Genomic DNA, 24610 nt, shown 5'->3' on the forward strand with positions numbered 1-24610 from the left:
GCGTCGCGCGGATAGCCGATGGCCGGTCACGGGCGCCCGGGACAGGTATCATGACCGGATCGACGCGCTGCGATCCGCCCCTATCCGGCCCTTATCCGAACCCGATCGAACCTGATCGAGCCTGATCGAACCGATAGGCGGCCAAAGCGCGCGGCCGGAACGTAACGAACGCGCAGGTGCGCGAATGACCCCCAGGACTCCAGCATGAAAAAGACTTTCCGCATCGCCGCCGCCGCCCTCGCGATCGCTGCCGTCACGCTCGGCTGCTCGGCGCAGGCCGACCAGACCACCGACAAGCTCAAAGCCACCCTGCAAAACCGTCTGTCCGACGTGACGATCAAGGGCGTGTCGAAGACGCCGATCGCGGGCCTGTACGAAGTGAACCTCGGCACGCAGATCATTTACAGCGATGCGAGCGGCGACTACCTGATGCTCGGCGACATGGTGGACTCGAAGACGCGCAAGAATCTGACCGAGGCACGCCTGTCGGAAACCAACCGCATCGACTTCGCGACCCTGCCGTTCGGCGACGCGGTGAAGGTCGTGCGCGGCAACGGCGCGCGCAAGATCGCGGTGTTCTCCGATCCGAACTGCCCGTACTGCAAGCAGCTCGAAAAAACGCTGCAGTCGATCGACAACGTGACGGTCTACACCTTTCTGTACCCGGTGCTGTCGCCGGATTCGACGGCCAAGTCGAAGTCGATCTGGTGCTCGGCCGATCGCGCGAAGGCGTGGGAATCGTGGATGCAGGACCGTCAGGCGCCGACCGCCGCCGCCACCTGCGACACCGCCGCGATCGACAAGAACCTCGCGCTCGGCCGTTCGATGAACGTCGAGGGCACGCCGACGGTGTTCCTCGCCGATGGCCGCCGACTGCCGGGCGCCGTGCCCGCCGACCGGCTCGACAAGGAACTGTCGGCGGTGCACTGAGCCGCGCGCTGCACGCAGCACCCCGCACGCCTCAGGCGCGCAACAGGATGCAACGTTCAAACGAAAGGAGGCGCACGCAGCGCCTCCTTTCGCATCAAGCCCCGAACTTCTTCGCCTCACTCTCCTGACATTCCCAAACGCCGCCGATGAAGCCGATCCGCTACACCATCGTTCCGAGTAGCCCCGCCGCCCACCTGTTCGAAGTCACCGTGACCGTCGCCGATCCCGATCCGGCCGGCCAGCGTTTCATGCTGCCGGTGTGGATTCCGGGCAGCTACATGGTGCGCGAGTTCGCGCGCAACATCGTGACGCTGCGCGCGGTCAACGACGCGGGCCGCAAGGTGCGCGTCGAGAAGGTCGATAAGCACACGTGGCAGGCCGCGCCGGTCAAGGGAGCGTTGACGCTGCGCTACGAGGTGTACGCATGGGACATGTCGGTGCGCGCCGCGCATCTGGACGACACCATCGGCTTTTTCAACGGCACGAGCGTGTTCCTGTCGCCGCTCGGCCATGAAGACGCGCAGTGCGTGGTCGATATCCAGAAGCCGCAGGGCGCCGCGTATCGCGACTGGCGCGTCGCGACCGCGCTGCCGGAAGCGCGCGGCACCCGGCGCTACGGCTTCGGCGAGTACCGCGCGCAGAACTACGACGAACTGGTCGACCATCCGGTGACGCTCGGCGAGTTCGCGCTCGCCACGTTCAAGTCGCACGGCGTACCGCACGACGTCGTGATCGGCGGCCGAGTGATCGGGCTCGACATGGAGCGGTTGTGCCGCGACCTGAAGCGCATCTGCGAGGCGCAGATTGCACTGTTCGAACCGAAATCGAAGAAGGCGCCGGTCGAGCGCTACGTGTTCATGACGCAGGCCGTCACCGACGGTTACGGCGGTCTCGAGCATCGCGCATCGACCGCGCTGATCTGCAATCGCACCGATCTGCCGGTGCAGGGCCGCGATGCGATGAGCGAGGGCTACCGGACTTATCTCGGTCTGTGCAGCCACGAGTATTTCCACACGTGGAACGTGAAGCGGATCAAGCCGGCCGTGTTCGCGCCGTATGACCTCGGCGTCGAAAACTACACGTCGCTGCTGTGGCTGTTCGAGGGCTTCACGTCGTATTACGACGACCTGATTCTCGTGCGCAGCGGCGTGATCTCGCAGGACGACTATTTCGGCCTTCTCGGCAAGGTGATCGGCGGCGTGCAGCGCGGCAGCGGGCGCCTGAAGCAGAGCGTCGCCGAAAGCTCGTTCGACGCATGGGTCAAGTACTACCGGCAGGACGAGAACGCGCCGAACGCGATCGTCAGCTATTACACGAAGGGCTCGCTGATCGCGCTCGCGTTCGATCTGACGATCCGCGCGCAAACCGGCAATCAGAAATCGCTCGACGACGTGATGCGTCTGCTCTGGAAGCGCTTTGGCCGTGATTTTTATCGCGGCAAGCCGGTCGGCGTCGACGAAAGCGAGATCGAGGCGATTTTTGCGGAAGCGAGCGGCGCGGAACTAGCCGAACTGTTCGCCGAGGGCGTGCGCGGCACGCGCGATCTGCCGCTCGACGCGTTGCTCGCGCCGTTCGGCGTGACGCTCGCGCCGGACGTCGACAAGAACGGCAAGCCGTCGCTCGGCGTGCGGCTGCGCGGCGGCGCGGACTGCGCGCTCGCGACGGTGCACGAGGGCAGTGCCGCGCAGAAAGCCGGCCTTTCCGCTGGCGACGTGCTGATCGCGCTCGATGGCCTGCGCGTGACCGGCGGGAATATCGATGCGCTGCTGGCGCGCTACCAGCCGGGCGCGAAAGTCGAGGTGCACGCGTTCCGCCGCGATGAGCTGCGGGTTACGCAGGTGAAGCTCGACGGTCCCGAAGTGGCGCGCTACAAGCTCACGGTCAGCGATCACCGTCCCGCCGCGCGCAAAGCCCTCGAGCGCTGGCTGACGAAGTGAACGGCGTGGCGATGGGCCGCACCGGGTGGTCCATCGATCGTCGCTCGTCTCGTCGCCAATCGGCGGAGGAGGGCGGTGGATTGTTCTACCCATGCAACAATCCGTCGCCGCCGGACGGCTTTTTCGCCGCTCGATAAAAAAACACAATGGCTCCACTCGCGCAACACTGCGCGCCCCTACTGGAGTCAACCATGACCACGATCCTGCAAATCAACTCGGCAGCCCGTTCGCAAGGCGCGAACTCGACGCTTCTCGTCAACGAACTGACCGAAAAGCTGCAACAGTCGAATCCGGGCGCGCAAGTCGTCGTCCGTAACTTGCAAGCCGAACCGCTGCCGCACCTCGACGACGCCGTGCTCGGCGCGTTTTTCACGCCGGCCGAGCAGCGCACGCCGGAACAAGCCGCCATCGCCGCGCGCAGCGAAGCGCTGATCGCCGAACTGCAAGCCGCCGACGTCATCGTGATCGGCGCGCCGATGTACAACTTTGGCATCTCGTCGCAACTGAAGACGTACTTCGACTTCATCGCGCGGGCGGGCATCACGTTCCAATACACCGCGAACGGCCCGGAGGGCCTCGTGAAGGGCAAGAAGGTGTACGTCGTGTCGGCACGCGGCGGCAAGTATCTCGGCACGCCGAACGATAGCCAGACGCCGTATCTGAAGAGCTTCCTCGGCTTCCTCGGCATGACCGACGTGAACTTCATCTACGCCGAAGGCCTGAACATGGGCCCGGACGCCGCGACCGCCGCGCTGAGCTCGGCACGCGAAGCGATCGCCGCGGTTTAAGCGGCTTCGTCGTGCCGCATTGCGCCGCTTCGATGCGGCGCAAGCGGTGAAATAAAAAACGCCACGGATGGGTTCACCCTCCGTGGCGTTTTCGCTTGGTATCGACATCTTCCGACGGCGACGCCGTCACGCAAGCATTTGCGCGTCGTCCGGCAGACGCCAGTCGATCGGCTCGCGGCCGTGCTGCATTAGATATTCGTTCGCCTTCGCGAAATGACCGCAACCGAGAAAGCCGCGATGCGCGGACAACGGCGACGGATGCGGCGCCTCCAGCACATAGTGCGACTTGCCGCCGAGCAGCGCGCGCTTGGCCTGCGCATGCGCGCCCCACAGCATGAACACGAGATTCTGATGCCGCGTAGCCAGTTCGTGGATCAGCGTGTCCGTGCATTTTTCCCAGCCGCGTTTCGCGTGGCTCGCGGCGCTGTCGCGCTCGACGGTCAGCACCGTGTTCAGCAGCAACACGCCCTGTCTGGCCCAGCTGTCGAGGCACCCGTGCTGCGGCGTTGCATGACCGAGACTCGCGCCGATTTCCTTGAAGATGTTGCGCAACGACGGCGGCGGCCGCACGTGCGGCGCGACCGAAAACGCGAGACCGTGCGCCTGCGGTGTGCCGCGGTCTTCGCCGTGGTACGGGTCCTGGCCGAGGATCACGACTTTCACTTCGTCGGGACTCGTCAGGCGCAGCGCGCGGAACACGTCGGCCGGATAGATGGTTTTGCCGGCGGCACGCTCGCCGTCGACGAAGCGGCACAGCGGCGCGTAGGTGTCGCTGTCGATGAAGGGTTTCAAATGCGCACGCCAAGCCGCCGGCAGCGCGGCGAATTGGGCTTCGAGCGTGGGCGGGGCGGCGGTGGTGGGGTCGGCCGACGCTGCGGCGGGAGCTGGCGCGGCATCGTCGAACAACGATGCCTGCGGCGAACTGGAGCGGGTACGGGTAGCGGAGGTCATGGCGGGGAAGTGTCGCAGCAAACGCTGGCTAGCTCAAGTTGCGGCAAGCGAGCGCATGAGGCGCCGCGGGTTTCGTCAACCCGCGGCGATTCCGCGCCCATCCCGCGCTTACCCCGCGCGCAACCGATAGCCGCGCTGCGCCTTGCTGATGTCATCCGGCGCGAGGCCGGCAATCCGTTTGCCGAGTTCGGCGGCGAGCGTGTGAAGCGCCGCTTCGTCGCCCGACTTCAGTTCGAGTTCGATCTCCGAGATCGGCGCGCGGCGCGCTTGATCGTCGACTTCGGCGAGCACGTCGCCCTGATCGATCGCTGCCTCGATCTGAGCGCCGTCGGTGTCGAGCAGCCAGAGCGTGCGGGTGAAATTGGTGTGGAACAGCTCGATCAGCGCAGGCGCGGCCTGTCTCAGAGCGTCCGCGGCGGCGGGTTCGTCGCAAGCGTTCAGCAACGAATCGATTTCGAGTTTCGCGCCGGCGACCGGCATTTCCCATTCGTGCCGGCTATGGAGGCCGTTGGTCGCCGTGCCGACCGTCTTGAAGGTCTGCAGCCAGCCGTCCGGCGTCTGACGCAGACGCAGCGCGCTCTTCGATGACGCGAGCGTCAACTGCGGCGTGTCGAAGTAAATGTTCACGAGCTTGATCGCGCGTCCTTTCCTGCCGGCGCGAGCGGCGAACCACTGCGTCGCCGCCTGCACCTGCGAAGCCGGCAGTGCCAGCTTGATTTCGCGTTCCATGCTCATGATGCGTGTCCTTGCTTACGCGAGCGCCGTGCTCAGAAAAACATCCGCGCAAGCTCCACGCCCGGCTCGTCCGCGCGCATGAACGCCTCGCCGACGAGGAACGTATGCACGTTGCGCGCGCGCATGCGCTCGACGTCATCGCGCGACAGGATGCCCGATTCGGTCACGACGATGCGGTCGTCGGGAATCGCGTCGAGCATGCCGAGCGTCGTGTCGAGCGAGGTCTCGAAGGTGCGCAGATTGCGGTTGTTGATGCCGATCAGCGGCGTCTTCAGCGTCAGCGCTTCTTTGAGTTCATCGCTGTCGTGCACTTCGACGAGCACCGCGAGACCGAGCGAATGCGCGAGCGCCTCGAGGTCCTGCATCTCGGCGGTTTCGAGCGCGGCGGCGATCAGCAGGATCGCGTCGGCGCCCATCGCGCGCGCTTCGACGACCTGGTACGGATCGACGATGAAGTCCTTGCGGATCACCGGCAACTGGCACGCGGCGCGCGCTTGCTGCAGATAGGCGACGCTGCCCTGAAAGAACTGCACGTCGGTCAGCACGGACAGACACGCCGCGCCGTGCTTTTCATACGAACGCGCGATGTCGGCCGGCACGAAGTGCTCGCGCAGCACGCCCTTCGACGGGCTTGCCTTCTTCACTTCGGAGATCACCGCGGCGAGACCCGCCGTGTGCTTGGCGCGGATTGCGCCGACGAAGTCGCGCAGGTCGCGCGACGACGCTTCGAGCCGCAGTTCTTCGAGCGGCACGCTTTGTTCGGCCGCCCGGATTTCTTCGCGTTTGACCGCGATGATGCGGTCGAGGATGTCGCTCATAAATGTCTCGCTACGTGATTACTGCTTGAATTGCTGGGTGAAGCGCACCAGTTCGTCGACCTTCGCGCGAGCCTTGCCGCTCGCGATCGCTTCGCGCGCGAGCACGATGCCGTCCGCGATCGTGGCCGCGACGTTCGCCGAATAGAGCGCTGTGCCGGCGTTCAGCGTGACGATCTCGCGCGCGACGCCGGGCTTGTTGTCGAGCGCGTCGAGCAGCATGACCTTCGACTCGTTCGCGTCGGCCACCTTCAGCGTGCGATTCGACACCATCTGCATGCCGAAGTCTTCCGGATGGATTTCGTACTCGCGGATTTCGCCGTCGCGCAACTCGCCGACCAGCGTGGCGCCGCCGAGCGACACTTCGTCCATGCCGTCCATCCCGTACACGACGAGCACGTGCCTGGCGCCGAGGCGCTGCATCACGCGTACCTGAATGCCGACGAGGTCGGGGTGGAACACGCCCATCAGCTGATTCGGCGCGCCGGCTGGATTGGTGAGCGGCCCGAGGATATTGAAGATCGTGCGGATGCCGAGCTCGCGGCGTACCGGCGCGACGTTTTTCATCGCCGGATGATGGTTCGGCGCGAACATGAAGCCCATGCCCGTTTCCGCAATCGATTCGGCGACCTGCTCCGGCTGCAGATCGATATTGACGCCGAGCGCCTCGAGCACGTCCGCGCTGCCCGACTTGCTCGATACGCCGCGATTGCCGTGCTTCGCGACCTTCGCGCCGGCCGCGGCCGATACGAACATCGTCGCGGTGGAAATGTTGAACGTGTGCGCGCCGTCGCCGCCGGTGCCGACGATGTCGACGAAGTTCGAGTTGTCCTGCACGTCGACGTGCCGCGCAAATTCACGCATCACCGTGGCGGCCGCGGTGATTTCGCCGATGGTCTCTTTTTTGACGCGCAGACCGGTGATGATCGCCGCCGACATCACCGGTGACAGCTCACCGCGCATGATCAGGCGCATCAGGTGCAGCATTTCGTCGTGGAAAATCTCGCGGTGCTCGATGGTCCGCTGCAGGGCTTCCTGGGGCGTAATGGACATGATCTCGTCTCTCTTCTGGTCAGGCATTGCGGGAAGCCGGATGATGCGCAGCCTTGCCGCCGACGGCGAGCTTTGATTGCTTGACGAAGTTTTCGAGCAGCGCGTGGCCGTGTTCGGAGAGGATCGATTCCGGGTGGAACTGCACGCCTTCCACGGCGAGTTCCTTGTGGCGCACGCCCATGATTTCGCCGTCTTCGGTCCATGCCGATACTTCGAGGCAGTCGGGCAGCGATTCGCGTTCGATCGCGAGCGAGTGATAGCGCGTCACCGTGAAATGCTTCGGCAGGTCCGCGAACACGCCCTTGCAGTCGGTTTCGATCGTACTGACCTTGCCGTGCATGATGGTTTGCGCGCGCACGACGCGGCCGCCGAATGCCTCGCCGATCGCCTGGTGGCCGAGGCACACGCCGAGAATCGGCGTCTTGCCGGAGAATTCGCGCAGCACGTCGAGCGTGATGCCCGCGTGTTGCGGATTGCTCGGACCCGGCGACAGGCAGATGCGCTCGGGATTCAGCCTGGCGATTTCATCGAGTGTGATTTCGTCGTTGCGGTAGGTGCGCACGTCTTCGCCGAGTTCGCCGAAGTACTGCACCAGGTTGTAGGTGAACGAGTCGTAGTTGTCGATCATGAGCAGCATGGTGTGTCTCCGGTCAGAAGTCGCTATCGAGGCCGTCCTGGACCTGCTCGGCAGCGCGCAGCACCGCACGCGCCTTGTTCTCGGTCTCTTGCCATTCGGATTCCGGCACTGAATCGGCGACCACGCCCGCGGCCGCCTGCACATACAGATTGCCGTTCGCGATCACGCCGGTGCGGATCGTGATGGCCAGATCCATCTCGCCGGTGAACGACAGATAACCGACCGCCCCGCCGTAGACGCCGCGCTTGATGGGTTCGAGCTCGTCGATCAGCTCCATCGCGCGGACCTTCGGCGCGCCCGACAGCGTGCCGGCCGGGAAGGTGGCGCGCAGCACGTCGAAATTGGTCATGTCGCTCTTGAGCTTGCCTTCGACCGAGCTGACGATGTGCTGCACGTGCGAGTATTTTTCGATCACCATCTTGTCGGTCACGACGACCGAGCCGATCTGCGCGATGCGGCCGACGTCGTTGCGCGCGAGATCGATCAGCATCACGTGCTCGGCGATTTCCTTCGGATCGTTCAGCAGTTCGGTCGCGAGCGCGGCGTCGCGCTCGGGCGTGTTGCCGCGCGGACGCGTGCCAGCGAGCGGGCGGATCGTGACGATACGGTCCTCGCCGCGCTTTTCCTGGCGCACCAGGATTTCCGGCGACGCGCCGACCACGTGGAAGTCGCCGAAGTTGTAGTAATACATATACGGCGACGGATTCAGCGAGCGCAGCGCGCGATACAGCGACAGTGGATTGTCGCGGTACGGCTTGGTCAGGCGCTGGCCGACCTGCACCTGCATCAGTTCGCCGGCGGCGATGTATTCCTTGGCCTTGCGCACGGCGGCCAGGTAATCGTCTTTCGCGAACTCGCGGTAGATCTCGGTGCGCACACTAGCCGACACGACGGGCGGCTCGACGGTGACGCGCAGCCGCTGGCGCAGTTCGCGCAGACGGTGCTTCGCTTTCGTATAGGCCTCGGCCTGGGTCGGGTCCGCGTAGACCACCAGATAGAGCTTGCCCGCGAGGTTGTCGATGACGGCGACTTCCTCGGTCAGCAGCAACTGAATGTCGGGCAGGTTCAGATCGTCTTTCGGCGCGCTGTGCGCGAGCTTCTTCTCGATGTAGCGCACCGCGTCATAGCCGAAGTAGCCGGCGAGACCGCCCGTGAAGCGCGGCAGCCCCGGGCGTTGCGCGACCTTGAAGCGCGCCTGGAACTGCTGGATGAAGGCGAGCGGATCGCCGTCGTGCGTTTCGACGACCTTGCCGTCGCGCACCACTTCCGACACGCCGTTGCGCGTGCGCACGAGAGTGCGCGCCGGCAGCCCGATGAACGAATAACGCCCGAAGCGTTCGCCGCCGACCACCGATTCCAGCAGGAACGAGTTTGCGCCGTTGCGCTCGGTCTGCGCGAGCTTCAGGTACAGCGACAGCGGCGTTTCGAGGTCGGCGAGCGCTTCGGCGATCAGCGGGATGCGGTTGAAACCCTCGTTGGCGAGGGACTGGAATTCGAGTTCGGTCATGTTCCGATCCTGTACGGTGGTCCGGCGGCAGCAAGCGTCGGGCAAAGCGGGGCGAAGCGCCTCCGGTCAGGGCGTGGGTCGACGTTCTCGACACGATGATACCGACCGGCGCGGGTCTTCCATCGGCGCGTGCGAGCGGTGCGGGTGAGCGACCGTACCTTGCGGGTACGCGCAGGCCCAATCAGCCGATGCAGCAGCGCAAATGCAAAACGATGGAAATGGCGCGTAAGCGCAACGAAGTAAAAAACGGTTGCCGAAGACAAGCTTCAGCGTACCTCAGGCGAGGTTAGCGCGACCAGCGACGCCAGGGCCAGGCTCCCCGGTCGATGCTAATCAGACTCCGTTTTTTATTCAGAAACATGAAGATGAAGGACTGTTAAGTCGTGGATTGGTGCGCTGCGATCGCCCTGGCGGCGTCGAGCAGCGAGGCAACTATACCATCGGATTTTATTGTTTGTATAGCTTGGCCGTGGTTGTAGCCGTAGGGCACGGTCAGCGTCGCCATACCGGCCGCGCGGCCCGCCAGTGCGTCGTTTTCCGAGTCGCCGATTGCGACCGTGGCGCTCGGTTCGACGCCGAGTTGAGCGGCGGCGGTCAGCATCGGCAGCGGGTCCGGTTTCTTTTTCGCGAGACTGTCGCCGCCGAGCACGACACTGAAATACTGCGCGAGTCCGTATTGCTGCAGCAACTCGAGCGCGAAGCGGTGCGGCTTGTTGGTCACGCAGGCGAGCTTCAGGCCCGCGTCGCGCAGCGCGCGCAGACCGGCTTCAACGTCCGGATAAAGCCGCGTGTGCACGCCGTTGATCTTCGCGTACTCGGCCTGATAGATCGCGAGCGCTTCGTCGAAGCGCTCTTGCGCGTGTTCGGTTTCGAAGCGCGGGGCGAGCACGCTGCGGATCAGATGCTCCGAACCCTTGCCGACATAGCCGACCACTTCCTCGCGCGTCGTTTCCTCCGCGTCGAGCTGAGCGAGCATGCCGTTCAGGCCGGCGGTGAAGTCGTCGGCGGTGTCGATCATCGTGCCGTCGAGGTCGATGATCGCGGCTTCGAGGCGCGGGCCGGCGAAGGACGGGGCGGGGTACGGAGCAGTCATCGTCGGGTCAGCACTGGACGGTGGCGAGGGCGGCGCGCATCTTGTCGATCACGACCTTGTGATCGGGCTGGCCGAAGATCGCCGAGCCGGCCACGAACGTGTCCGCGCCGGCCGCCGCGATTTCCGCGATGTTGTCGACCTTCACGCCGCCGTCCACTTCGAGATGGATCTCTCGGCCGGTGCGCTCGCTGTACGCGTCGATGCGCTTGCGCGCTTCGCGCAGCTTGTTGAGCGCCTCGGGGATGAACGACTGGCCGCCAAAGCCCGGATTCACCGACATGATCAGCACGAGGTCGACCTTGTCCATCACATGATCGAGATAGTTCAGCGACGTCGCCGGATTGAACACGAGGCCGGCCTTGCAGCCGTGATCGCGGATCAGCGACAGCGTGCGGTCGATGTGATCCGACGCTTCCGGGTGAAAACTGATCAGGTTCGCGCCGGCTTTCGCGAAGTCCGGCACGATGCGGTCGACCGGGCGCACCATCAGGTGCACGTCGATCGGCACGTCGACGTGGGGGCGGATCGCTTCGCAAACGAGCGGGCCGATGGTCAGGTTCGGCACGTAGTGGTTGTCCATCACGTCGAAGTGGATCCAGTCGGCGCCGGCCGCGACGACGTTGCGGACCTCTTCACCCAGACGGGCGAAATCGGCGGAGAGAATGCTGGGGGCGATGCGAAATTGCGTCATGACGGGAGGCGGATGCAAGCGGGAAAGCGCCATTTTACCGTTTTTGCGCGTGCGGACCGGCGCGCTGGCCGTGGTTGGCGTGGCGGAATCGCGCGATGAAACGTCGCAAAGTGCCGGCGCAACAATGGCATCGAAAGGCGGCGCGGCCAGCATCCTTTCCCAACGTCTTAGACACTCCTGGTCGGAAGACGTGTCTGGTTGCGGCCATGCCGCGCATCAAGCAGAATGCCACTCCATGAGCGCCGCATCGCCGCTGCACCGGCAGACCATTGGCGTTCGGGGCCTCCCACGATTTTTCACAGCCAGTTTGATCAGATCGGAATCAGGATGAGCCAGTACGAATTCAGCGTGTCGGCGCAGGTGCAATACCTGCCCGAAGAATCGGACCCGGAGCGTCGCCAGTACGCCTTTGCCTACACGTTGACCATCCGTAACACCGGCCAGGTGCCTGCACAGTTGATCGCGCGTCACTGGATCATCACCGACAGCGAAAACACCGTGCAGGAAGTCAAAGGCCTGGGCGTGGTCGGTCATCAGCCGCTGCTCAAACCGGGCGAGCATTTCGAATACACGAGTTGGGCAGTGATCGCGACGCCGGTCGGCACGATGCGCGGCGATTATTTCTGCGTGGCGGAGGATGGCGAGCGCTTCGAGGCGCCGGTGCCGGAGTTCGTATTGCGCATGCCGCGAACGTTGCATTGAACCGGCGCGGTCCTGCGCGGTCATTAATGAGTTCGTGTGGGCGCGCGGAGCAGCGGGCAGTTGAGTGGCAGGTTGGATGAGCGCTCGGGCGAGCACTCGATGCACGAGGGGTTGCGCGGTTCTGCGTGCAGCCCGCAGGTCAAGGTCAATGCGGCTTTTGCTGTTCGGACCGTTCCGCCGAGTTGGCACGTCGCGCTTTTTTCTTGCCGGACGACGTCCACACAACGATAAAGACGAGCAGGAATAGCGCGACCAGCGATTCCAGCGCGAAGATGAGCATCGGGTATTCGTCGAACAGATCAGACATGGCGGTTTCCATCAAGAACGAACATTGTATGTGTTTTGTCCGCAGGGCCGGCGCGTGGCTCGGAGCGTTGTCGGTTGCAGTGTTGCTTGCCTCCTGCGGTGGCGGCGGCGCGATCCGGCCTTCACCGCCGAGCGGTGCGGCGATCATCCCCGGCCAGATCGCGTCGGCGCGCCTGACCGCGGTTGCATGGCAACAGGTGCCGGGCTGGCAGGACGACTCGCTGATCGGCGCGACCGCCGCATTGCGGCAAAACTGCACGAGGCTCGCGCGTCAGCCGAACTGGTCGCGTGCGTGCGCGGCGGCCGCGCAAATCGACGATCTCGACGTCACCAGCGCGCGCGCCTTCTTCGAAGCCTACTTCACGCCGTTCCAACTCGCGAATAGCGACGGCACGCTCGACGGTCTGGTCACCGGTTATTACGAGCCCCTGCTGCGGGGCTCGCGCACGCGGCACGGCGTGTATCAGACCGCGCTGTACCGCTGGCCCGCCGGCTATCGCGCGGGGGCGCCGTTGCCGGCTCGCGCCCAGCTCGAACGCTCGGGCGCGCTCAGCGGCAACGAACTCGTGTGGGTCGACGATCCGATCGAAGCGTTCTTTCTGCAGGTGCAAGGCTCCGGGCGCATCGTGATGGAAGACAGCAGCGTGATGCGCGTCGGCTTTGGCGGGACCAACAATCAGCCGTACAAGTCGATCGGGCGCTGGCTCCTCGATCATGGCGAGATCACGCCGGCGCAGGCGACGATGCAGGGCATCAAGGCATGGGCCCGCGCGAATCCGACGCGCGTCGATGGCCTGCTCGACACCAATCCGCGCTTCGTGTTTTTCCGCGAGATGCCGTCGGCCGAAAGTGTGCCGAGCGGCGGCGCAGACGGTCCGATCGGCGCGCTCGGCGTGCCGTTGACGCCGGAGCGCTCGATTGCGGTCGATCCGAGCGCGATTCCGCTCGGCACGCCGGTGTTCCTGCAGACCACGCGGCCGCTGACGAATTCGCCAATGAACCGTCTCGTGTTCGCGCAGGATACTGGTACCGCGATCAAAGGCGGCGTGCGCGCCGACTACTTCTGGGGCCTCGGCGACGATGCCGGTGATCTGGCTGGCAAGATGAAGCAGGGCGGCCGGATGTGGTTGCTGCTGCCAAATTCGTGAGGCGGGGGGCGGAGACGGATGCGTGACTGCCGTTTGAGTAGCAGCAGTTTTCGCAAGGCGGGTTTGAGGCTACCGCGAAGCCTCAAATAGATGTCGTTGAAATCGGCGTCACGTGTGGATCAGAATCCGTGCGTGACGCCGTTTTTCGTTGGGCTCGTACGCTCCGCGTCGTTGCCCGTTGCATCTTGCCCGACTTACAGGCCCGACTTGCGCTTGTCTATCACGCGCCGCGCCTTGCCCACCGAGCGCTCGATTCCATTCACCGGCAGCACGTTCACCACCGCGCTCACGCCAATCAGCGCCTTGATGTCGTAAGCCAGCGCGTTTTTCGCGGCGGTTAGCGCCGCGGTATCCGGCGCGCTTTCGGGGCACGGTTCGACGTTCAGCGTCAACACATCGAGTGGCCCTTCCTTCGTCAGCACGATCTGATAGTGCGGCGCCAGCGCGCGCTGCTTGAGCAATAGTTCTTCGATCTGGGTCGGGAACACGTTGACACCGCGCACGATCATCATGTCGTCCGAGCGGCCCGTGATCTTTTCCATACGCCGCATCGTGCGGGCGGTGCCCGGCAGCAGGCGCGTGAGATCGCGCGTGCGGTAGCGGATGATCGGCAGCGCTTCTTTCGTCAGCGACGTGAACACGAGCTCGCCGAGCTCGCCATCGGGCAGCACCTCGCCCGTTTCGGGGTCGATGATCTCGGGATAGAAATGGTCCTCCCAGATCGTCGGACCGTCTTTGGTTTCGACGCACTCCGAGGCGACGCCCGGGCCCATCACTTCGGAAAGACCGTAGATGTCGACCGCGTCGATGCCCATACGTTTTTCGATCGCCTCGCGCATGTCGTTGGTCCACGGCTCAGCGCCGAAGATGCCGATGCGCAATGAGCATCTGGCCGGGTCGATACCCTGGCGTTCGAATTCGTCGGCGATCGACAGCATGTAGCTCGGCGTCACCATGATGATGTCCGGCCGGAAATCCTGGATCAGCTGCACCTGCTTTTCGGTCTGGCCACCGCCGAACGGAATCACGGTGAGCCCCGCGCGCTCGGCGCCGTAATGCGCGCCGAGGCCGCCCGTGAAGAGGCCGTAGCCGTAGCTCACGTGCACCTTGTCGCCGCGCTTCGCGCCGGCGGCGCGTACCGAACGGGCGACGAGATTCGCCCACGTGTCGATGTCGCGCGCCGTATAGCCGACGACAGTCGGTTTGCCGGTCGTTCCAGACGACGCATGGATTCGCGAAATCTGCTCTTGGGGCACTGCGAACATTCCGAACGGGTAGTTGTCGCGCAAATCCTTTTTCGTCGTGAACGGAAACCGAGCGATGTCCGCGAGCGACCTAACGTCGCCCGGATGAACGCCGGCTTCGTCGAACTTGCGCCGATACACCGACGAATTTTCATACGCATGGGTGAGCGACCATTTGAGCCGTTCAAGTTGGAGCGCGGCGAGCTCGTCGCGGCTGGCGGTCTCGATCGGATCGAGCGGAAGAGCGGTGCTCATCGAATGTCTCCTTGCTGCCTCAGTATCTGGGTCCGATATGTGACGCATCGGCGCCAGAGCGCCACGTGGACAATTGCCCGCGTGGGCGCTTCTGGCTGGCCGCCGCCAATCGTTAGTCGCCGGTGGGAATCAGGTTACCCTTGATTTGCGCCGACTTGCCGCGAAACATTGCGACAGTCTCGCCGGCGCGATTTGTCACGCGAATATCGTAGATTCCAGTGCGCCCGCTCAATGTCTGTTCGACCGCTTCGGCGCTCAGCACGTCGCCGCCGTGGACCGGCCGCAGATACTCTATCGAGCAGCCGGCGGCGACTGTGTTGATGTTGTAGGTGTTACAGGCGAACGCGAAGGTCGAATCGGCGAGTGTGAAGATCAGGCCGCCGTGGCAGATCTGATGCCCGTTCAGGAAGTCGTCGCGCACCGCCATGCGCAGCCGCGCATAGCCGGGGCGCACTTCGAGAATCTCGAGCCCGAGCGCGCGACTGCAGGCGTCGTTTTCGTACATCGCGGCGGCTGTCGCGCGGGCGAGTTCGTCTGCCGTCATTTGGTCGGGCGAGGTGGTTTGTGTGGGCATCTCAACGTCCCTCGAAGCGCGGCGCGCGTTTTTCGATAAATGCCTGCACGCCTTCCGCATAATCATGCGAGGCGCCTAGTTCGCGCTGCAGATCGCGCTCGAGATTGAGTTGCTGGTCGAGCGTTTGCGTCGTGCCGGCACGCATCGCCTGCTTGATCGCGGCGATCGCGCGCGTCGGTTGCTGGGCGAGCTGGGCCGCGAGTTTTGTCGCTGCCGGCGCCAGTTCTGCGTCGTCGAGCACTTGCCAGATCAAGCCCCAGCTTTCGGCTTTTTCGGCGCTGAGCTTGTCGCCGGTGATTGCGAGGCCGAGCGCGCGGGCCATGCCAACGCGCTGCGGCAGGAACCACGTGCCGCCCGAATCCGGCACGAGGCCGATCTTCACGAATGCCTGGATGAAACTCGCGGAGCGAGCCGCGAGCACCAGGTCGCACGCGAACGCCAGATTGGCGCCCGCGCCGGCGGCCGTGCCGTTGACCGCCGCGATCACCGGAAACGGCAGCGCCTGCAGACGGCGGATCAGCGGATTGAAGAATTCATCGATCACGGCGCCGAGGTCGGTCATCGCGCCGGGCGTGAAATCGAGGTCGGCGAGATCCTGGCCGGCGCAGAAGCCGCGGCCTGCGCCGGTGAACACGAGCGCACGGGCACCGGAGCTTTCGACCTGGTCGAGCGCCGCGCCGAGTTCCTGATGCATCACACGCGTGAAGCTGTTGAGCTTGTCCGGGCGGTTCAGCGTGATGGTGGCGACGTGGCTCGATGAGTCGATGTCCAGCCGGATCGCTTCATATGACATGGGGTGTCTCCTCAAACTCTCTTTGGCCGATGGGCACGGTGGCTCGGCTAGCGTCGGCGCGTGATGCCGACCCGATGTCTGATGCTAGTCGGAGCGCACGACCCAGTCCATCCGCCGAACGGCATAGGACGAAGTCGTGCGTAGCGTTGAAGCCGTGTCTTATGCCGTTCAGCCAGCTACCGCCGGCGGCGTTTTCGGTTCAACATGAACGCGGCTTTGAACGACACGGAAGCGGTTCGCGACGAAAGCGGCATCGGCCAGCGCGGCATTGGCGGCCGGGTTGGCGCCGGTGCCGTGGAAGTCCGAAAAAGCCGCGGACTGGTTGACGAACACACCGCCGGTCAGGTTGATCGACAGCGCAACACCGCCGCGAATCGACGCTTCGTGCGCGGCTTCGAGCACCGCGTCGTCCGTGCTGTAGACCGCCAGCGTCAGCGCGCCGTGCTCGGCGGCAATCTCGCCAGCGAGGTCGAGCGACTGCGCGGTCGCGTCCGTCGCGATGACGAACGAGATCGGCCCGAACCATTCTTTCGTGAACTGGGCATGATCGGTCGCGGCGTCGAGTTGCAGTACGAGCGGAGTGCGCACGCGAGCGCCCGCAAACGCCGGATGCTCGAGCGTTTGGCTCGCGACGAGAACGCGGCCAAGTTTGGCGGCTTCGTCGATGCGCTGCATGACACCTTCGTTCTGGATCGCGCCGAGCAATTCGACTGCGCGGGCCGGATCGGCGACGAGCTTTTGCACCGCACCGGCAAGCGCCTGGGCGACCTCGTCAAAGCTGAGCGTGCCATCTGCGGTGCGAACGCCGCCGCGCGGCACATAGATATTTTGCGGCGCGGTGCACATCTGGCCCGAGTACAGCGCCAGCGAGAACGCGATGTTGCGGGCGGCCGCCTTGATGTCGTCGACCGAGTCGATAACGATCTGGTTGACTCCGGCTTTCTCGGTGTAGACCTGCGCCTGGTGCGCATTGCGCTCGAGCCAGGTGCCGTTCTGGGTGCTGCCCGTGAAGTCGATCAGCTTGATCTCCGGGCGCTGTGCCAGTTGCTGAACGAGGGCGCCGTCGTTCGGCTCGGTAGCCAGCAGCGTGACGACGTTCGAATCGAAGCCCGCTTCGCGCAGCACGTCACGCGCGATGCGCACGGTCAGCGCGAGCGGCAGGATTGCGCCCGGATGCGGCTTGACGATTACCGTGTTGCCGGTGGCCAGATCGGCGAACAGGCCCGGATAGCCGTTCCACGTCGGGAATGTGCAGCAGCCGAGCACGAGGCCGATGCCGCGCGGCACGACGGTGTAGCGCTTGTGCATCGCGAGCGGAGGGTTTTTGCCTTGCGGTTTTTCCCAATGCGCGTCGGCGGGAATCCGGCGCAGTTGATCCCAGGCATACGCGACCGCTTCGAGCGCGCGATCCTGTGCGTGCGGACCGCCCGCCTGGAAGGCCATCATGAACGCCTGGCCGGTCGTGTGCATCACGCTGTAGCCGAGTTCGAAGCTGGCTCGATTCAGACGGGCGAGGATTTCCAGGCTCACGCCGATCCATGTCTGCGGGCCGGCCGCGCGCCACTCGCGTTGCGCCGCCGTGGATGCGGCGATAAGCGCGTTCGGATCGGCTTTCGGGTAACGCACGCCGAGCGGGAACCCGAACGGCGAAACTTCCGCGCCGACGGTCTCTCCGGTCGACGGTTGGTCCAGGTCGAACGTCTTGTCTAGATGCGCCTTGAACGCGGCTTCGCCGTCCGCGTTGGCTGTTTCCCCGTACACTTTCGGACTGGGCATCTCGGCGAACGGGCTCCAGTAGCCGCGCGTTTCGAGCGCGGCGAGCGCTTTGTGCAGCGTGTCTTCGTGCTTGGTGAATAGCGGATGTGTCATGGCAAAGGGGCTCGGCTGTACGTTGGGGGAAAACCTGTCAAATAATTGACCGACCGGTTGGTTGGGGAATGGTAGCATCACTACGAACTATGCGCGAAGCGTTTTTCGCGTGCGATTAACCCTTATGGAGGTGGCATGGCTTACGAAAACATTCTGGTTGAGACGCGAGGGCGGGTCGGACTGGTTACTCTCAATCGTCCGAAGGCTCTAAATGCACTGAACGACGCGCTGATGGACGAACTGGGCGCTGCGTTGCGCGAATTCGACGGCGACGAGTCGATTGGCGCAATCGTCGTAACGGGCAGCGAGAAGGCGTTCGCGGCCGGTGCGGATATCGGCATGATGGCGTCTTACACCTATATGGATGTCTACAAGGGTGACTACATTACTCGCAACTGGGAAACGGTTCGCTCGATTCGTAAGCCGATCATTGCCGCGGTGGCGGGCTTCGCGCTCGGCGGCGGCTGCGAACTGGCGATGATGTGCGACATCATTTTCGCCGCCGACACGGCGAAGTTCGGTCAGCCGGAAATCAAGCTCGGGATCATGCCGGGCGCGGGCGGCACGCAGCGCTTGCCGCGGGCGGTGTCAAAATCAAAGGCGATGGACCTTTGTTTGACCGCCCGTTTCATGGATGCCGCCGAAGCGGAGCGCGCCGGACTCGTTTCGCGCGTGATCCCGGCTGCATCGTTGCTTGACGAAGCGGTTGGCGCGGCTGCCACCATTGCGGAATTCCCCCTGCCGGCGGTGCTGATGGTCAAGGAATCGGTCAATCGAGCCTATGAAACGACGCTCGCGGAGGGCGTGCATTTCGAGCGCCGCCTGTTCCATTCGCTCTTCGCTACCGAAGACCAGAAGGAGGGCATGGCCGCGTTCGTAGAAAAGCGCAAACCGGTTTTCAAACATCGTTAATACATTTGTCAAAATATCGCTTGCAAGTCGCGATGGCGGCGACTAGAATTCCGCTCTTTCGTGCTCCGGACGCCGGGGCGCGGAGAGGCGGGAAGCCTTTGTTGGCGAGGGCTTCAGCGGCGTGGGCAGGTTAAGCAAGTGATAAAAACCTGTTGACGATCCGGTGAAAGTTCTCCATAATCTCGTTTCTCTGCTGCAGACGCAGCGACGCAAACGAAGCAGTGCCGGGTGGTGGTAGTTCAGGCGCTGCGGGTTGGGCGGATCGATCTTTAAAAACTAACAGCCGATAAGTGTGGGCGCTTGATGCGGAATGCGGCGGCGGATCCGTATGGATCTGCTGCAAGGCAAAAGTATCAGAAGCCTCACACAGTATTAGAGGAAGGTTTATCCGTCGAAAGACGGATTGATCATCGTCAGTACGTTGAGTGAGCGACCGGTTCATAAGCAGGAAACTGCGGAACCGAAAACAGTAACAGGTTTGAACTGAAGAGTTTGATCCTGGCTCAGATTGAACGCTGGCGGCATGCCTTACACATGCAAGTCGAACGGCAGCACGGACTTCGGTCTGGTGGCGAGTGGCGAACGGGTGAGTAATACATCGGAACGTGTCCTGGAGTGGGGGATAGCCCGGCGAAAGCCGGATTAATACCGCATACGCTCTGTGGAGGAAAGCGGGGGATCGCAAGACCTCGCGCTCAAGGGGCGGCCGATGGCAGATTAGGTAGTTGGTGGGGTAAAGGCCTACCAAGCCGACGATCTGTAGCTGGTCTGAGAGGACGACCAGCCACACTGGGACTGAGACACGGCCCAGACTCCTACGGGAGGCAGCAGTGGGGAATTTTTGGACAATGGGCGCAAGCCTGATCCAGCAATGCCGCGTGTGTGAAGAAGGCCTTCGGGTTGTAAAGCACTTTTTGTCCGGAAAGAAAAACCTCGTGGCTAATATCCGTGAGGGATGACGGTACCGGAAGAATAAGCACCGGCTAACTACGTGCCAGCAGCCGCGGTAATACGTAGGGTGCGAGCGTTAATCGGAATTACTGGGCGTAAAGCGTGCGCAGGCGGTGCTGTAAGACCGATGTGAAATCCCCGGGCTTAACCTGGGAACTGCATTGGTGACTGCAGCGCTGGAGTATGGCAGAGGGGGGTGGAATTCCACGTGTAGCAGTGAAATGCGTAGAGATGTGGAGGAACACCGATGGCGAAGGCAGCCCCCTGGGCCAATACTGACGCTCATGCACGAAAGCGTGGGGAGCAAACAGGATTAGATACCTCGGTAGTCCACGCCCTAAACGATGTCAACTGGTTGTCGGGCCTTCATTGGCTTGGTAACGTAGCTAACGCGTGAAGTTGACCGCCTCGGGAGTACGGTCGCAAGATTAAAACTCAAAGGAATTGACGGGGACCCGCACAAGCGGTGGATGATGTGGATTAATTCGATGCAACGCGAAAAACCTTACCTACCCTTGACATGGATGGAATCCTGCTGAGAGGCGGGAGTGCCCGAAAGGGAGCCATCACACAGGTGCTGCATGGCTGTCGTCAGCTCGTGTCGTGAGATGTTGGGTTAAGTCCCGCAACGAGCGCAACCCTTGTCCCTAGTTGCTACGCAAGAGCACTCCAGGGAGACTGCCGGTGACAAACCGGAGGAAGGTGGGGATGACGTCAAGTCCTCATGGCCCTTATGGGTAGGGCTTCACACGTCATACAATGGTCGGAACAGAGGGTTGCCAAGCCGCGAGGTGGAGCCAATCCCAGAAAACCGATCGTAGTCCGGATCGCACTCTGCAACTCGAGTGCGTGAAGCTGGAATCGCTAGTAATCGCGGATCAGCATGCCGCGGTGAATACGTTCCCGGGTCTTGTACACACCGCCCGTCACACCATGGGAGTGGGTTTTACCAGAAGTGGCTAGTCTAACCGCAAGGAGGACGGTCACCACGGTAGGATTCATGACTGGGGTGAAGTCGTAACAAGGTAGCCGTATCGGAAGGTGCGGCTGGATCACCTCCTTTCCAGAGCTTGCATTGCTGCGCAAGCGCTCACGCTTATCGGCTGTGGTTTAGAGAAGCAACGCAGACAGACTCAGGGGTCTGTAGCTCAGTCGGTTAGAGCACCGTCTTGATAAGGCGGGGGTCGATGGTTCGAATCCATCCAGACCCACCATCTTTGTCTGTGGTGCTGACTGGGACACCCTTGAGTAGGGTATGACCGGGGGATTAGCTCAGCTGGGAGAGCACCTGCTTTGCAAGCAGGGGGTCGTCGGTTCGATCCCGTCATCCTCCACCAATCCTCAATGCGCAGGGTTCTGCATGAAGGCAGAGCGTTGCGCATTGGCGATTGAGCCAGTCAGCGCGGTATGAGGCACAGGCTTTATATCGGCTGTCGTTCTTTAACAATCAGGAAGAAGTAGTAAAGAGATTCACGAAAGCGTACCTGGAGATGGGTGCGTGAGTAGGTGAATCAGGGTTGTGATTGTATCGATGTATTTTAAAGGTGATCGAGAGATCGCTTTGGAATACGGCGCAACACGAATACTCAACCTGTAGCGTGTGTGAAAAACGCTGCCTTCCCAGTGAAGGTGGTGAGAGACACACCCGTTATAGGGTCAAGCGAACAAGTGCATGTGGTGGATGCCTTGGCGATCACAGGCGATGAAGGACGCGGTAGCCTGCGAAAAGCTCCGGGGAGCTGGCAAACGAGCTTTGATCCGGAGATGTCCGAATGGGGAAACCCACTCCTAATGGAGTATCCGTAGCTGAATCCATAGGCTACGTGAAGCGAACGCGGTGAACTGAAACATCTAAGTAACCGCAGGAAAAGAAATCAACCGAGATTCCCAAAGTAGTGGCGAGCGAAATGGGATCAGCCTGTACTCTTTATTCTCATTGTTAGTCGAACGCTCTGGAAAGTGCGGCCATAGCAGGTGATAGCCCTGTAGACGAAAACAGCGGGAAAGAACTGGGTGTACGAGAAGTAGGGCGGGACACGTGAAATCCTGTCTGAAGATGGGGGGACCATCCTCCAAGGCTAAATACTCGTGATCGACCGATAGTGAACCAGTACCGTGAGGGAAAGGCGAAAAGAACCCCGGGAGGGGGAGTGAAACAGATCCTGAAACCGCATGCATACAAACAGTCGGAGCCTCGTAAGGGGTGACGGCGTACCTTTTGTATAATGGGTCAGCGACTTACATTCAGTGGCGAGCTTAACCGATTAGGGCAGGCGTAGCGAAAGCGAGTCCGAACAGGGCGTCCAGTCGCTGGGTGTAGACCCGAAACCAGGTGATCTATCCATGGCCAGGTTGAAGGCACGGTAACACGTGCTGGAGGACCGAACCCACTAACGTTGAAAAGTTAGGGGATGAGCTGTGGATAGGGGTGAAAGGCTAAACAAACCTGGAAATAGCTGGTTCTCTCCGAAAACTATTTAGGTAGTGCCTCGTGTCTCACCTTCGGGGGTAGAGCACTGTCATGGTTGTGGGGTCCATTGCGGATTACTACGCCATAGCAAACTCCGAATACCGAAGAGTGCAATCACGGGAGACAGACATCGGGTGCTAACGTCCGGTGTCAAGAGGGAAACAACCCAGACCGCCAGCTAAGGTCCCCAAATATGGCTAAGTGGGAAACGAAGTGGGAAGGCTAAAACAGTCAGGAGGTTGGCTTAGAAGCAGCCACCCTTTAAAGAAAGCGTAATAGCTCACTGATCGAGTCGTCCTGCGCGGAAGATGTAACGGGGCTAAGCCATATACCGAAGCTGCGGATGCACATTTATGTGCATGGTAGGAGAGCGTTCCGTAAGCCTGCGAAGGTGCACTGGAAAGTGTGCTGGAGGTATCGGAAGTGCGAATGCTGACATGAGTAGCGATAAAAGGGGGTGAAAGGCCCCCTCGCCGTAAGCTCCAGGTTTCCTACGCAACGTTCATCGGCGTAGGGTGAGTCGGCCCCCTAAGGCGAGGCAGAAATGCGTAGCTGATGGGAAGCAGATTAATATTTCTGCACCATTGTGAAATGCGATGGGGGGACGGATCGCGGAAGGTTGTCCGGGTGTTGGAAGTCCCGGTCGCTGCATTGGAGAGGGTGCCTTGGCAAATCCGGGCACAGGACTCAAGGGTGTGGCGCGAGCTTCTTCGGAAGCGAAGCAACTGGAAGGGGTTCCAGGAAAAGCCTCTAAGCTTCAGTTTCACAGTGACCGTACCGCAAACCGACACAGGTGGGCGAGATGAGTATTCTAAGGCGCTTGAGAGAACTCGGGAGAAGGAACTCGGCAAATTGGTACCGTAACTTCGGGATAAGGTACGCCCTGGTAGCTTGACTGGCCTGCGCCAGGAGGGTGAAGGGGTTGCAATAAACTGGTGGCTGCGACTGTTTAATAAAAACACAGCACTCTGCAAACACGAAAGTGGACGTATAGGGTGTGACGCCCTGCCCGGTGCCGGAAGATTAAATGATGGGGTGCAAGCTCCTGATTGAAGTCCCGGTAAACGGCGGCCGTAACTATAACGGTCCTAAGGTAGCGAAATTCCTTGTCGGGTAAGTTCCGACCTGCACGAATGGCGTAACGATGGCCACACTGTCTCCTCCCGAGACTCAGCGAAGTTGAAGTGTTTGTGATGATGCAATCTCCCCGCGGCTAGACGGAAAGACCCCATGAACCTTTACTGTAGCTTTGCATTGGACTTTGAACCGGTCTGTGTAGGATAGGTGGGAGGCTGTGAAGCGTGAACGCCAGTTTGCGTGGAGCCGTCCTTGAAATACCACCCTGATCTGTTTGAGGTTCTAACCTTGGTCCGTGATCCGGATCGGGGACAGTGCATGGTAGGCAGTTTGACTGGGGCGGTCTCCTCCCAAAGTGTAACGGAGGAGTACGAAGGTACGCTAGGTACGGTCGGAAATCGTGCTGATAGTGCAATGGCATAAGCGTGCTTGACTGTGAGACTGACAAGTCGAACAGGTGCGAAAGCAGGTCATAGTGATCCGGTGGTTCTGTATGGAAGGGCCATCGCTCAACGGATAAAAGGTACTCTGGGGATAACAGGCTGATACCGCCCAAGAGTTCATATCGACGGCGGTGTTTGGCACCTCGATGTCGGCTCATCTCATCCCCGGGGCTGTAGCCGGTCCCAAGGGTATGGCTGTTCGCCATTTAAAGAGGTACGTGAGCTGGGTTTAAAACGTCGTGAGACAGTTTGGTCCCCTATCTCGCCGTGGGCGCTGGATATTTGAAGGGGGCTGCTCCTAGTACGAGAGGACCGGAGTGGACGAACCTCTGGTGTACCGGTTGTCACGCCAGTGGCATCGCCGGGTAGCTATGTTCGGAAGAGATAACCGCTGAAAGCATCTAAGCGGGAAACTCGCCTTAAGATGAGATATCCCCGGGGCTTCGAGCCCCTTGAAGGGTCGTTCAAGACCAGGACGTTGATAGGTCAGGTGTGCACGTACAGTAATGTACTGAGCTAACTGATACTAATTGCCCGTAAGGCTTGATCCTATAACAGGTGTGTCTCGACACCCGTTAGCGCTTTAGCGCTTACGGGTGTCCGATCCCCGAAGGGGATGAAGACATGCAGTTTGAGATCAGTGTTGTGCCAGCAACAACACAACCCCAAACACACGAATCCTTTACGCTTCTTCCCGATTGGCTGTGGCGCCGGGTTGAGCCCAACCCG

At 62.0% G+C, this 24610-nt stretch carries 19 protein-coding genes, 2 tRNA genes and 2 rRNA genes; 10 read left to right on the forward strand and 13 right to left on the reverse strand.

What is annotated here, in order from left to right; translation table 11 throughout:
- Positions 1-204: 204 nt before the first annotated feature.
- From G5S42_RS31110 to G5S42_RS31120, 3 genes are all read left to right on the forward strand, one after another.
- Positions 205-930, forward strand: a complete 726-nt coding sequence (locus tag G5S42_RS31110) for a DsbC family protein (protein WP_176110212.1) — start codon at positions 205-207, stop codon at positions 928-930.
- Positions 931-1076: 146 nt separating this feature from the next.
- A complete protein-coding gene (locus tag G5S42_RS31115) occupies positions 1077-2867 on the forward strand; it encodes a M61 family metallopeptidase (protein WP_176110214.1) in 1791 nt (596 codons plus the stop codon).
- 191 nt (positions 2868-3058) lie between these two features.
- Complete coding sequence (locus tag G5S42_RS31120; protein WP_176110216.1) at positions 3059-3655, forward strand: FMN-dependent NADH-azoreductase; 597 nt, start codon at positions 3059-3061, stop codon at positions 3653-3655.
- A gap of 126 nt (positions 3656-3781) precedes the next feature.
- Here G5S42_RS31120 and G5S42_RS31125 read toward each other — a convergent pair whose 3' ends face one another.
- The 8 genes from G5S42_RS31125 to rpe all read right to left on the reverse strand — a co-directional run bounded on the left by G5S42_RS31125 (position 3782) and on the right by rpe (position 11137).
- On the reverse strand, positions 3782-4606 hold the full coding sequence (locus G5S42_RS31125; RefSeq protein ID WP_176110218.1) for a uracil-DNA glycosylase: 825 nt from the start codon (positions 4604-4606) through the stop codon (positions 3782-3784).
- Positions 4607-4714: 108 nt separating this feature from the next.
- Positions 4715-5341: a CYTH domain-containing protein gene (locus G5S42_RS31130; protein ID WP_176110220.1), complete on the reverse strand. Its 627-nt coding sequence runs from the start codon at positions 5339-5341 to the stop codon at positions 4715-4717.
- Between the two features lie 32 nt (positions 5342-5373).
- Positions 5374-6159, reverse strand: a complete 786-nt coding sequence (gene trpC / locus G5S42_RS31135; RefSeq protein ID WP_176110221.1) for an indole-3-glycerol phosphate synthase TrpC — start codon at positions 6157-6159, stop codon at positions 5374-5376.
- Positions 6160-6177: 18 nt separating this feature from the next.
- A complete protein-coding gene (trpD, locus tag G5S42_RS31140) occupies positions 6178-7209 on the reverse strand; it encodes an anthranilate phosphoribosyltransferase (protein ID WP_176110223.1) in 1032 nt (343 codons plus the stop codon).
- Between the two features lie 19 nt (positions 7210-7228).
- Positions 7229-7846 (reverse strand): aminodeoxychorismate/anthranilate synthase component II, encoded by a 618-nt coding sequence (locus tag G5S42_RS31145; RefSeq protein ID WP_176110225.1) that lies wholly within the window; start codon positions 7844-7846, stop codon positions 7229-7231.
- A gap of 13 nt (positions 7847-7859) precedes the next feature.
- The gene (gene trpE, locus G5S42_RS31150; RefSeq protein ID WP_176110226.1) at positions 7860-9353 is read right to left on the reverse strand and encodes an anthranilate synthase component I; all 1494 of its coding nucleotides are present in this window, start codon (positions 9351-9353) and stop codon (positions 7860-7862) included.
- Positions 9354-9729: 376 nt separating this feature from the next.
- A complete protein-coding gene (locus tag G5S42_RS31155) occupies positions 9730-10446 on the reverse strand; it encodes a phosphoglycolate phosphatase (RefSeq protein ID WP_176110228.1) in 717 nt (238 codons plus the stop codon).
- A gap of 7 nt (positions 10447-10453) precedes the next feature.
- Positions 10454-11137, reverse strand: a complete 684-nt coding sequence (gene rpe, locus G5S42_RS31160) for a ribulose-phosphate 3-epimerase (RefSeq protein WP_176110230.1) — start codon at positions 11135-11137, stop codon at positions 10454-10456.
- A 327-nt stretch (positions 11138-11464) separates the two neighbouring features.
- Here rpe and apaG point away from each other — a divergent pair, with 327 nt between their 5' ends.
- A complete protein-coding gene (gene apaG, locus G5S42_RS31165) occupies positions 11465-11839 on the forward strand; it encodes a Co2+/Mg2+ efflux facilitator ApaG/CorD (RefSeq protein ID WP_176110233.1) in 375 nt (124 codons plus the stop codon).
- 145 nt (positions 11840-11984) lie between these two features.
- On the opposite strand, the gene G5S42_RS43865 is transcribed toward apaG, so the two are convergent.
- Complete coding sequence (locus tag G5S42_RS43865) at positions 11985-12158, reverse strand: hypothetical protein (protein ID WP_217710224.1); 174 nt, start codon at positions 12156-12158, stop codon at positions 11985-11987.
- Between the two features lie 16 nt (positions 12159-12174).
- On the opposite strand from G5S42_RS43865, the gene mltA reads away from it, so the two are divergent.
- The gene (mltA, locus tag G5S42_RS31170; protein ID WP_217709972.1) at positions 12175-13293 is read left to right on the forward strand and encodes a murein transglycosylase A; all 1119 of its coding nucleotides are present in this window, start codon (positions 12175-12177) and stop codon (positions 13291-13293) included.
- A 194-nt stretch (positions 13294-13487) separates the two neighbouring features.
- Here the strand turns inward: mltA and paaK are convergent, their stop codons facing one another.
- The 4 genes from paaK to paaN form a co-directional block, all read right to left on the reverse strand.
- Positions 13488-14792, reverse strand: coding sequence for a phenylacetate--CoA ligase PaaK (paaK, locus tag G5S42_RS31175; RefSeq protein WP_176110235.1), 1305 nt, complete (start codon positions 14790-14792; stop codon positions 13488-13490).
- A 112-nt stretch (positions 14793-14904) separates the two neighbouring features.
- On the reverse strand, positions 14905-15366 hold the full coding sequence (gene paaI / locus G5S42_RS31180) for a hydroxyphenylacetyl-CoA thioesterase PaaI (RefSeq protein WP_176110237.1): 462 nt from the start codon (positions 15364-15366) through the stop codon (positions 14905-14907).
- Between the two features lies 1 nt (position 15367).
- A complete protein-coding gene (gene paaG / locus G5S42_RS31185; protein ID WP_176110239.1) occupies positions 15368-16159 on the reverse strand; it encodes a 2-(1,2-epoxy-1,2-dihydrophenyl)acetyl-CoA isomerase PaaG in 792 nt (263 codons plus the stop codon).
- Positions 16160-16327: 168 nt separating this feature from the next.
- Complete coding sequence (gene paaN, locus G5S42_RS31190; RefSeq protein ID WP_176110241.1) at positions 16328-18028, reverse strand: phenylacetic acid degradation protein PaaN; 1701 nt, start codon at positions 18026-18028, stop codon at positions 16328-16330.
- A gap of 135 nt (positions 18029-18163) precedes the next feature.
- Between paaN and G5S42_RS31195 the strand changes: the two genes are divergently transcribed.
- The 5 genes from G5S42_RS31195 to G5S42_RS31215 all read left to right on the forward strand — a co-directional run bounded on the left by G5S42_RS31195 (position 18164) and on the right by G5S42_RS31215 (position 24432).
- On the forward strand, positions 18164-18940 hold the full coding sequence (locus G5S42_RS31195; protein ID WP_176110242.1) for an enoyl-CoA hydratase: 777 nt from the start codon (positions 18164-18166) through the stop codon (positions 18938-18940).
- A 480-nt stretch (positions 18941-19420) separates the two neighbouring features.
- Positions 19421-20954 (forward strand): 16S ribosomal RNA (locus G5S42_RS31200).
- A gap of 74 nt (positions 20955-21028) precedes the next feature.
- Positions 21029-21105, forward strand: a tRNA-Ile gene (locus tag G5S42_RS31205).
- Positions 21106-21152: 47 nt separating this feature from the next.
- Positions 21153-21228 (forward strand) — tRNA-Ala (locus tag G5S42_RS31210).
- A gap of 317 nt (positions 21229-21545) precedes the next feature.
- Positions 21546-24432: ribosomal RNA gene (locus G5S42_RS31215) — 23S ribosomal RNA — on the forward strand.
- Together the 16S and 23S rRNA genes with 2 tRNA genes alongside form the textbook arrangement of a ribosomal RNA operon.
- The last annotated feature ends 178 nt before the right edge of the window (positions 24433-24610 follow it).

It is taken from the genome of Paraburkholderia youngii, assembly GCF_013366925.1.
GTDB classification, from domain to species: Bacteria; Pseudomonadota; Gammaproteobacteria; order Burkholderiales; family Burkholderiaceae; genus Paraburkholderia; species Paraburkholderia youngii.

Bases quoted from the DNA above. Each gene is read 5' to 3' on its own strand.
- G5S42_RS31110 (WP_176110212.1), top strand. From the start codon at position 205: ATGAAAAAGACTTTCCGCATCGCCGCCGCCGCCCTCGCGATCGCTGCC.
- G5S42_RS31115 (WP_176110214.1), top strand. From the start codon at position 1,077: ATGAAGCCGATCCGCTACACCATCGTTCCGAGTAGCCCCGCCGCCCAC.
- G5S42_RS31120 (WP_176110216.1), top strand. From the start codon at position 3,059: ATGACCACGATCCTGCAAATCAACTCGGCAGCCCGTTCGCAAGGCGCG.
- G5S42_RS31125 (WP_176110218.1), bottom strand. From the start codon at position 4,606: ATGACCTCCGCTACCCGTACCCGCTCCAGTTCGCCGCAGGCATCGTTG.
- G5S42_RS31130 (WP_176110220.1), bottom strand. From the start codon at position 5,341: ATGAGCATGGAACGCGAAATCAAGCTGGCACTGCCGGCTTCGCAGGTG.
- trpC (WP_176110221.1), bottom strand. From the start codon at position 6,159: ATGAGCGACATCCTCGACCGCATCATCGCGGTCAAACGCGAAGAAATC.
- trpD (WP_176110223.1), bottom strand. From the start codon at position 7,209: ATGTCCATTACGCCCCAGGAAGCCCTGCAGCGGACCATCGAGCACCGC.
- G5S42_RS31145 (WP_176110225.1), bottom strand. From the start codon at position 7,846: ATGCTGCTCATGATCGACAACTACGACTCGTTCACCTACAACCTGGTG.
- trpE (WP_176110226.1), bottom strand. From the start codon at position 9,353: ATGACCGAACTCGAATTCCAGTCCCTCGCCAACGAGGGTTTCAACCGC.
- G5S42_RS31155 (WP_176110228.1), bottom strand. From the start codon at position 10,446: ATGACTGCTCCGTACCCCGCCCCGTCCTTCGCCGGCCCGCGCCTCGAA.
- rpe (WP_176110230.1), bottom strand. From the start codon at position 11,137: ATGACGCAATTTCGCATCGCCCCCAGCATTCTCTCCGCCGATTTCGCC.
- apaG (WP_176110233.1), top strand. From the start codon at position 11,465: ATGAGCCAGTACGAATTCAGCGTGTCGGCGCAGGTGCAATACCTGCCC.
- G5S42_RS43865 (WP_217710224.1), bottom strand. From the start codon at position 12,158: ATGGAAACCGCCATGTCTGATCTGTTCGACGAATACCCGATGCTCATC.
- mltA (WP_217709972.1), top strand. From the start codon at position 12,175: ATGTGTTTTGTCCGCAGGGCCGGCGCGTGGCTCGGAGCGTTGTCGGTT.
- paaK (WP_176110235.1), bottom strand. From the start codon at position 14,792: ATGAGCACCGCTCTTCCGCTCGATCCGATCGAGACCGCCAGCCGCGAC.
- paaI (WP_176110237.1), bottom strand. From the start codon at position 15,366: ATGCCCACACAAACCACCTCGCCCGACCAAATGACGGCAGACGAACTC.
- paaG (WP_176110239.1), bottom strand. From the start codon at position 16,159: ATGTCATATGAAGCGATCCGGCTGGACATCGACTCATCGAGCCACGTC.
- paaN (WP_176110241.1), bottom strand. From the start codon at position 18,028: ATGACACATCCGCTATTCACCAAGCACGAAGACACGCTGCACAAAGCG.
- G5S42_RS31195 (WP_176110242.1), top strand. From the start codon at position 18,164: ATGGCTTACGAAAACATTCTGGTTGAGACGCGAGGGCGGGTCGGACTG.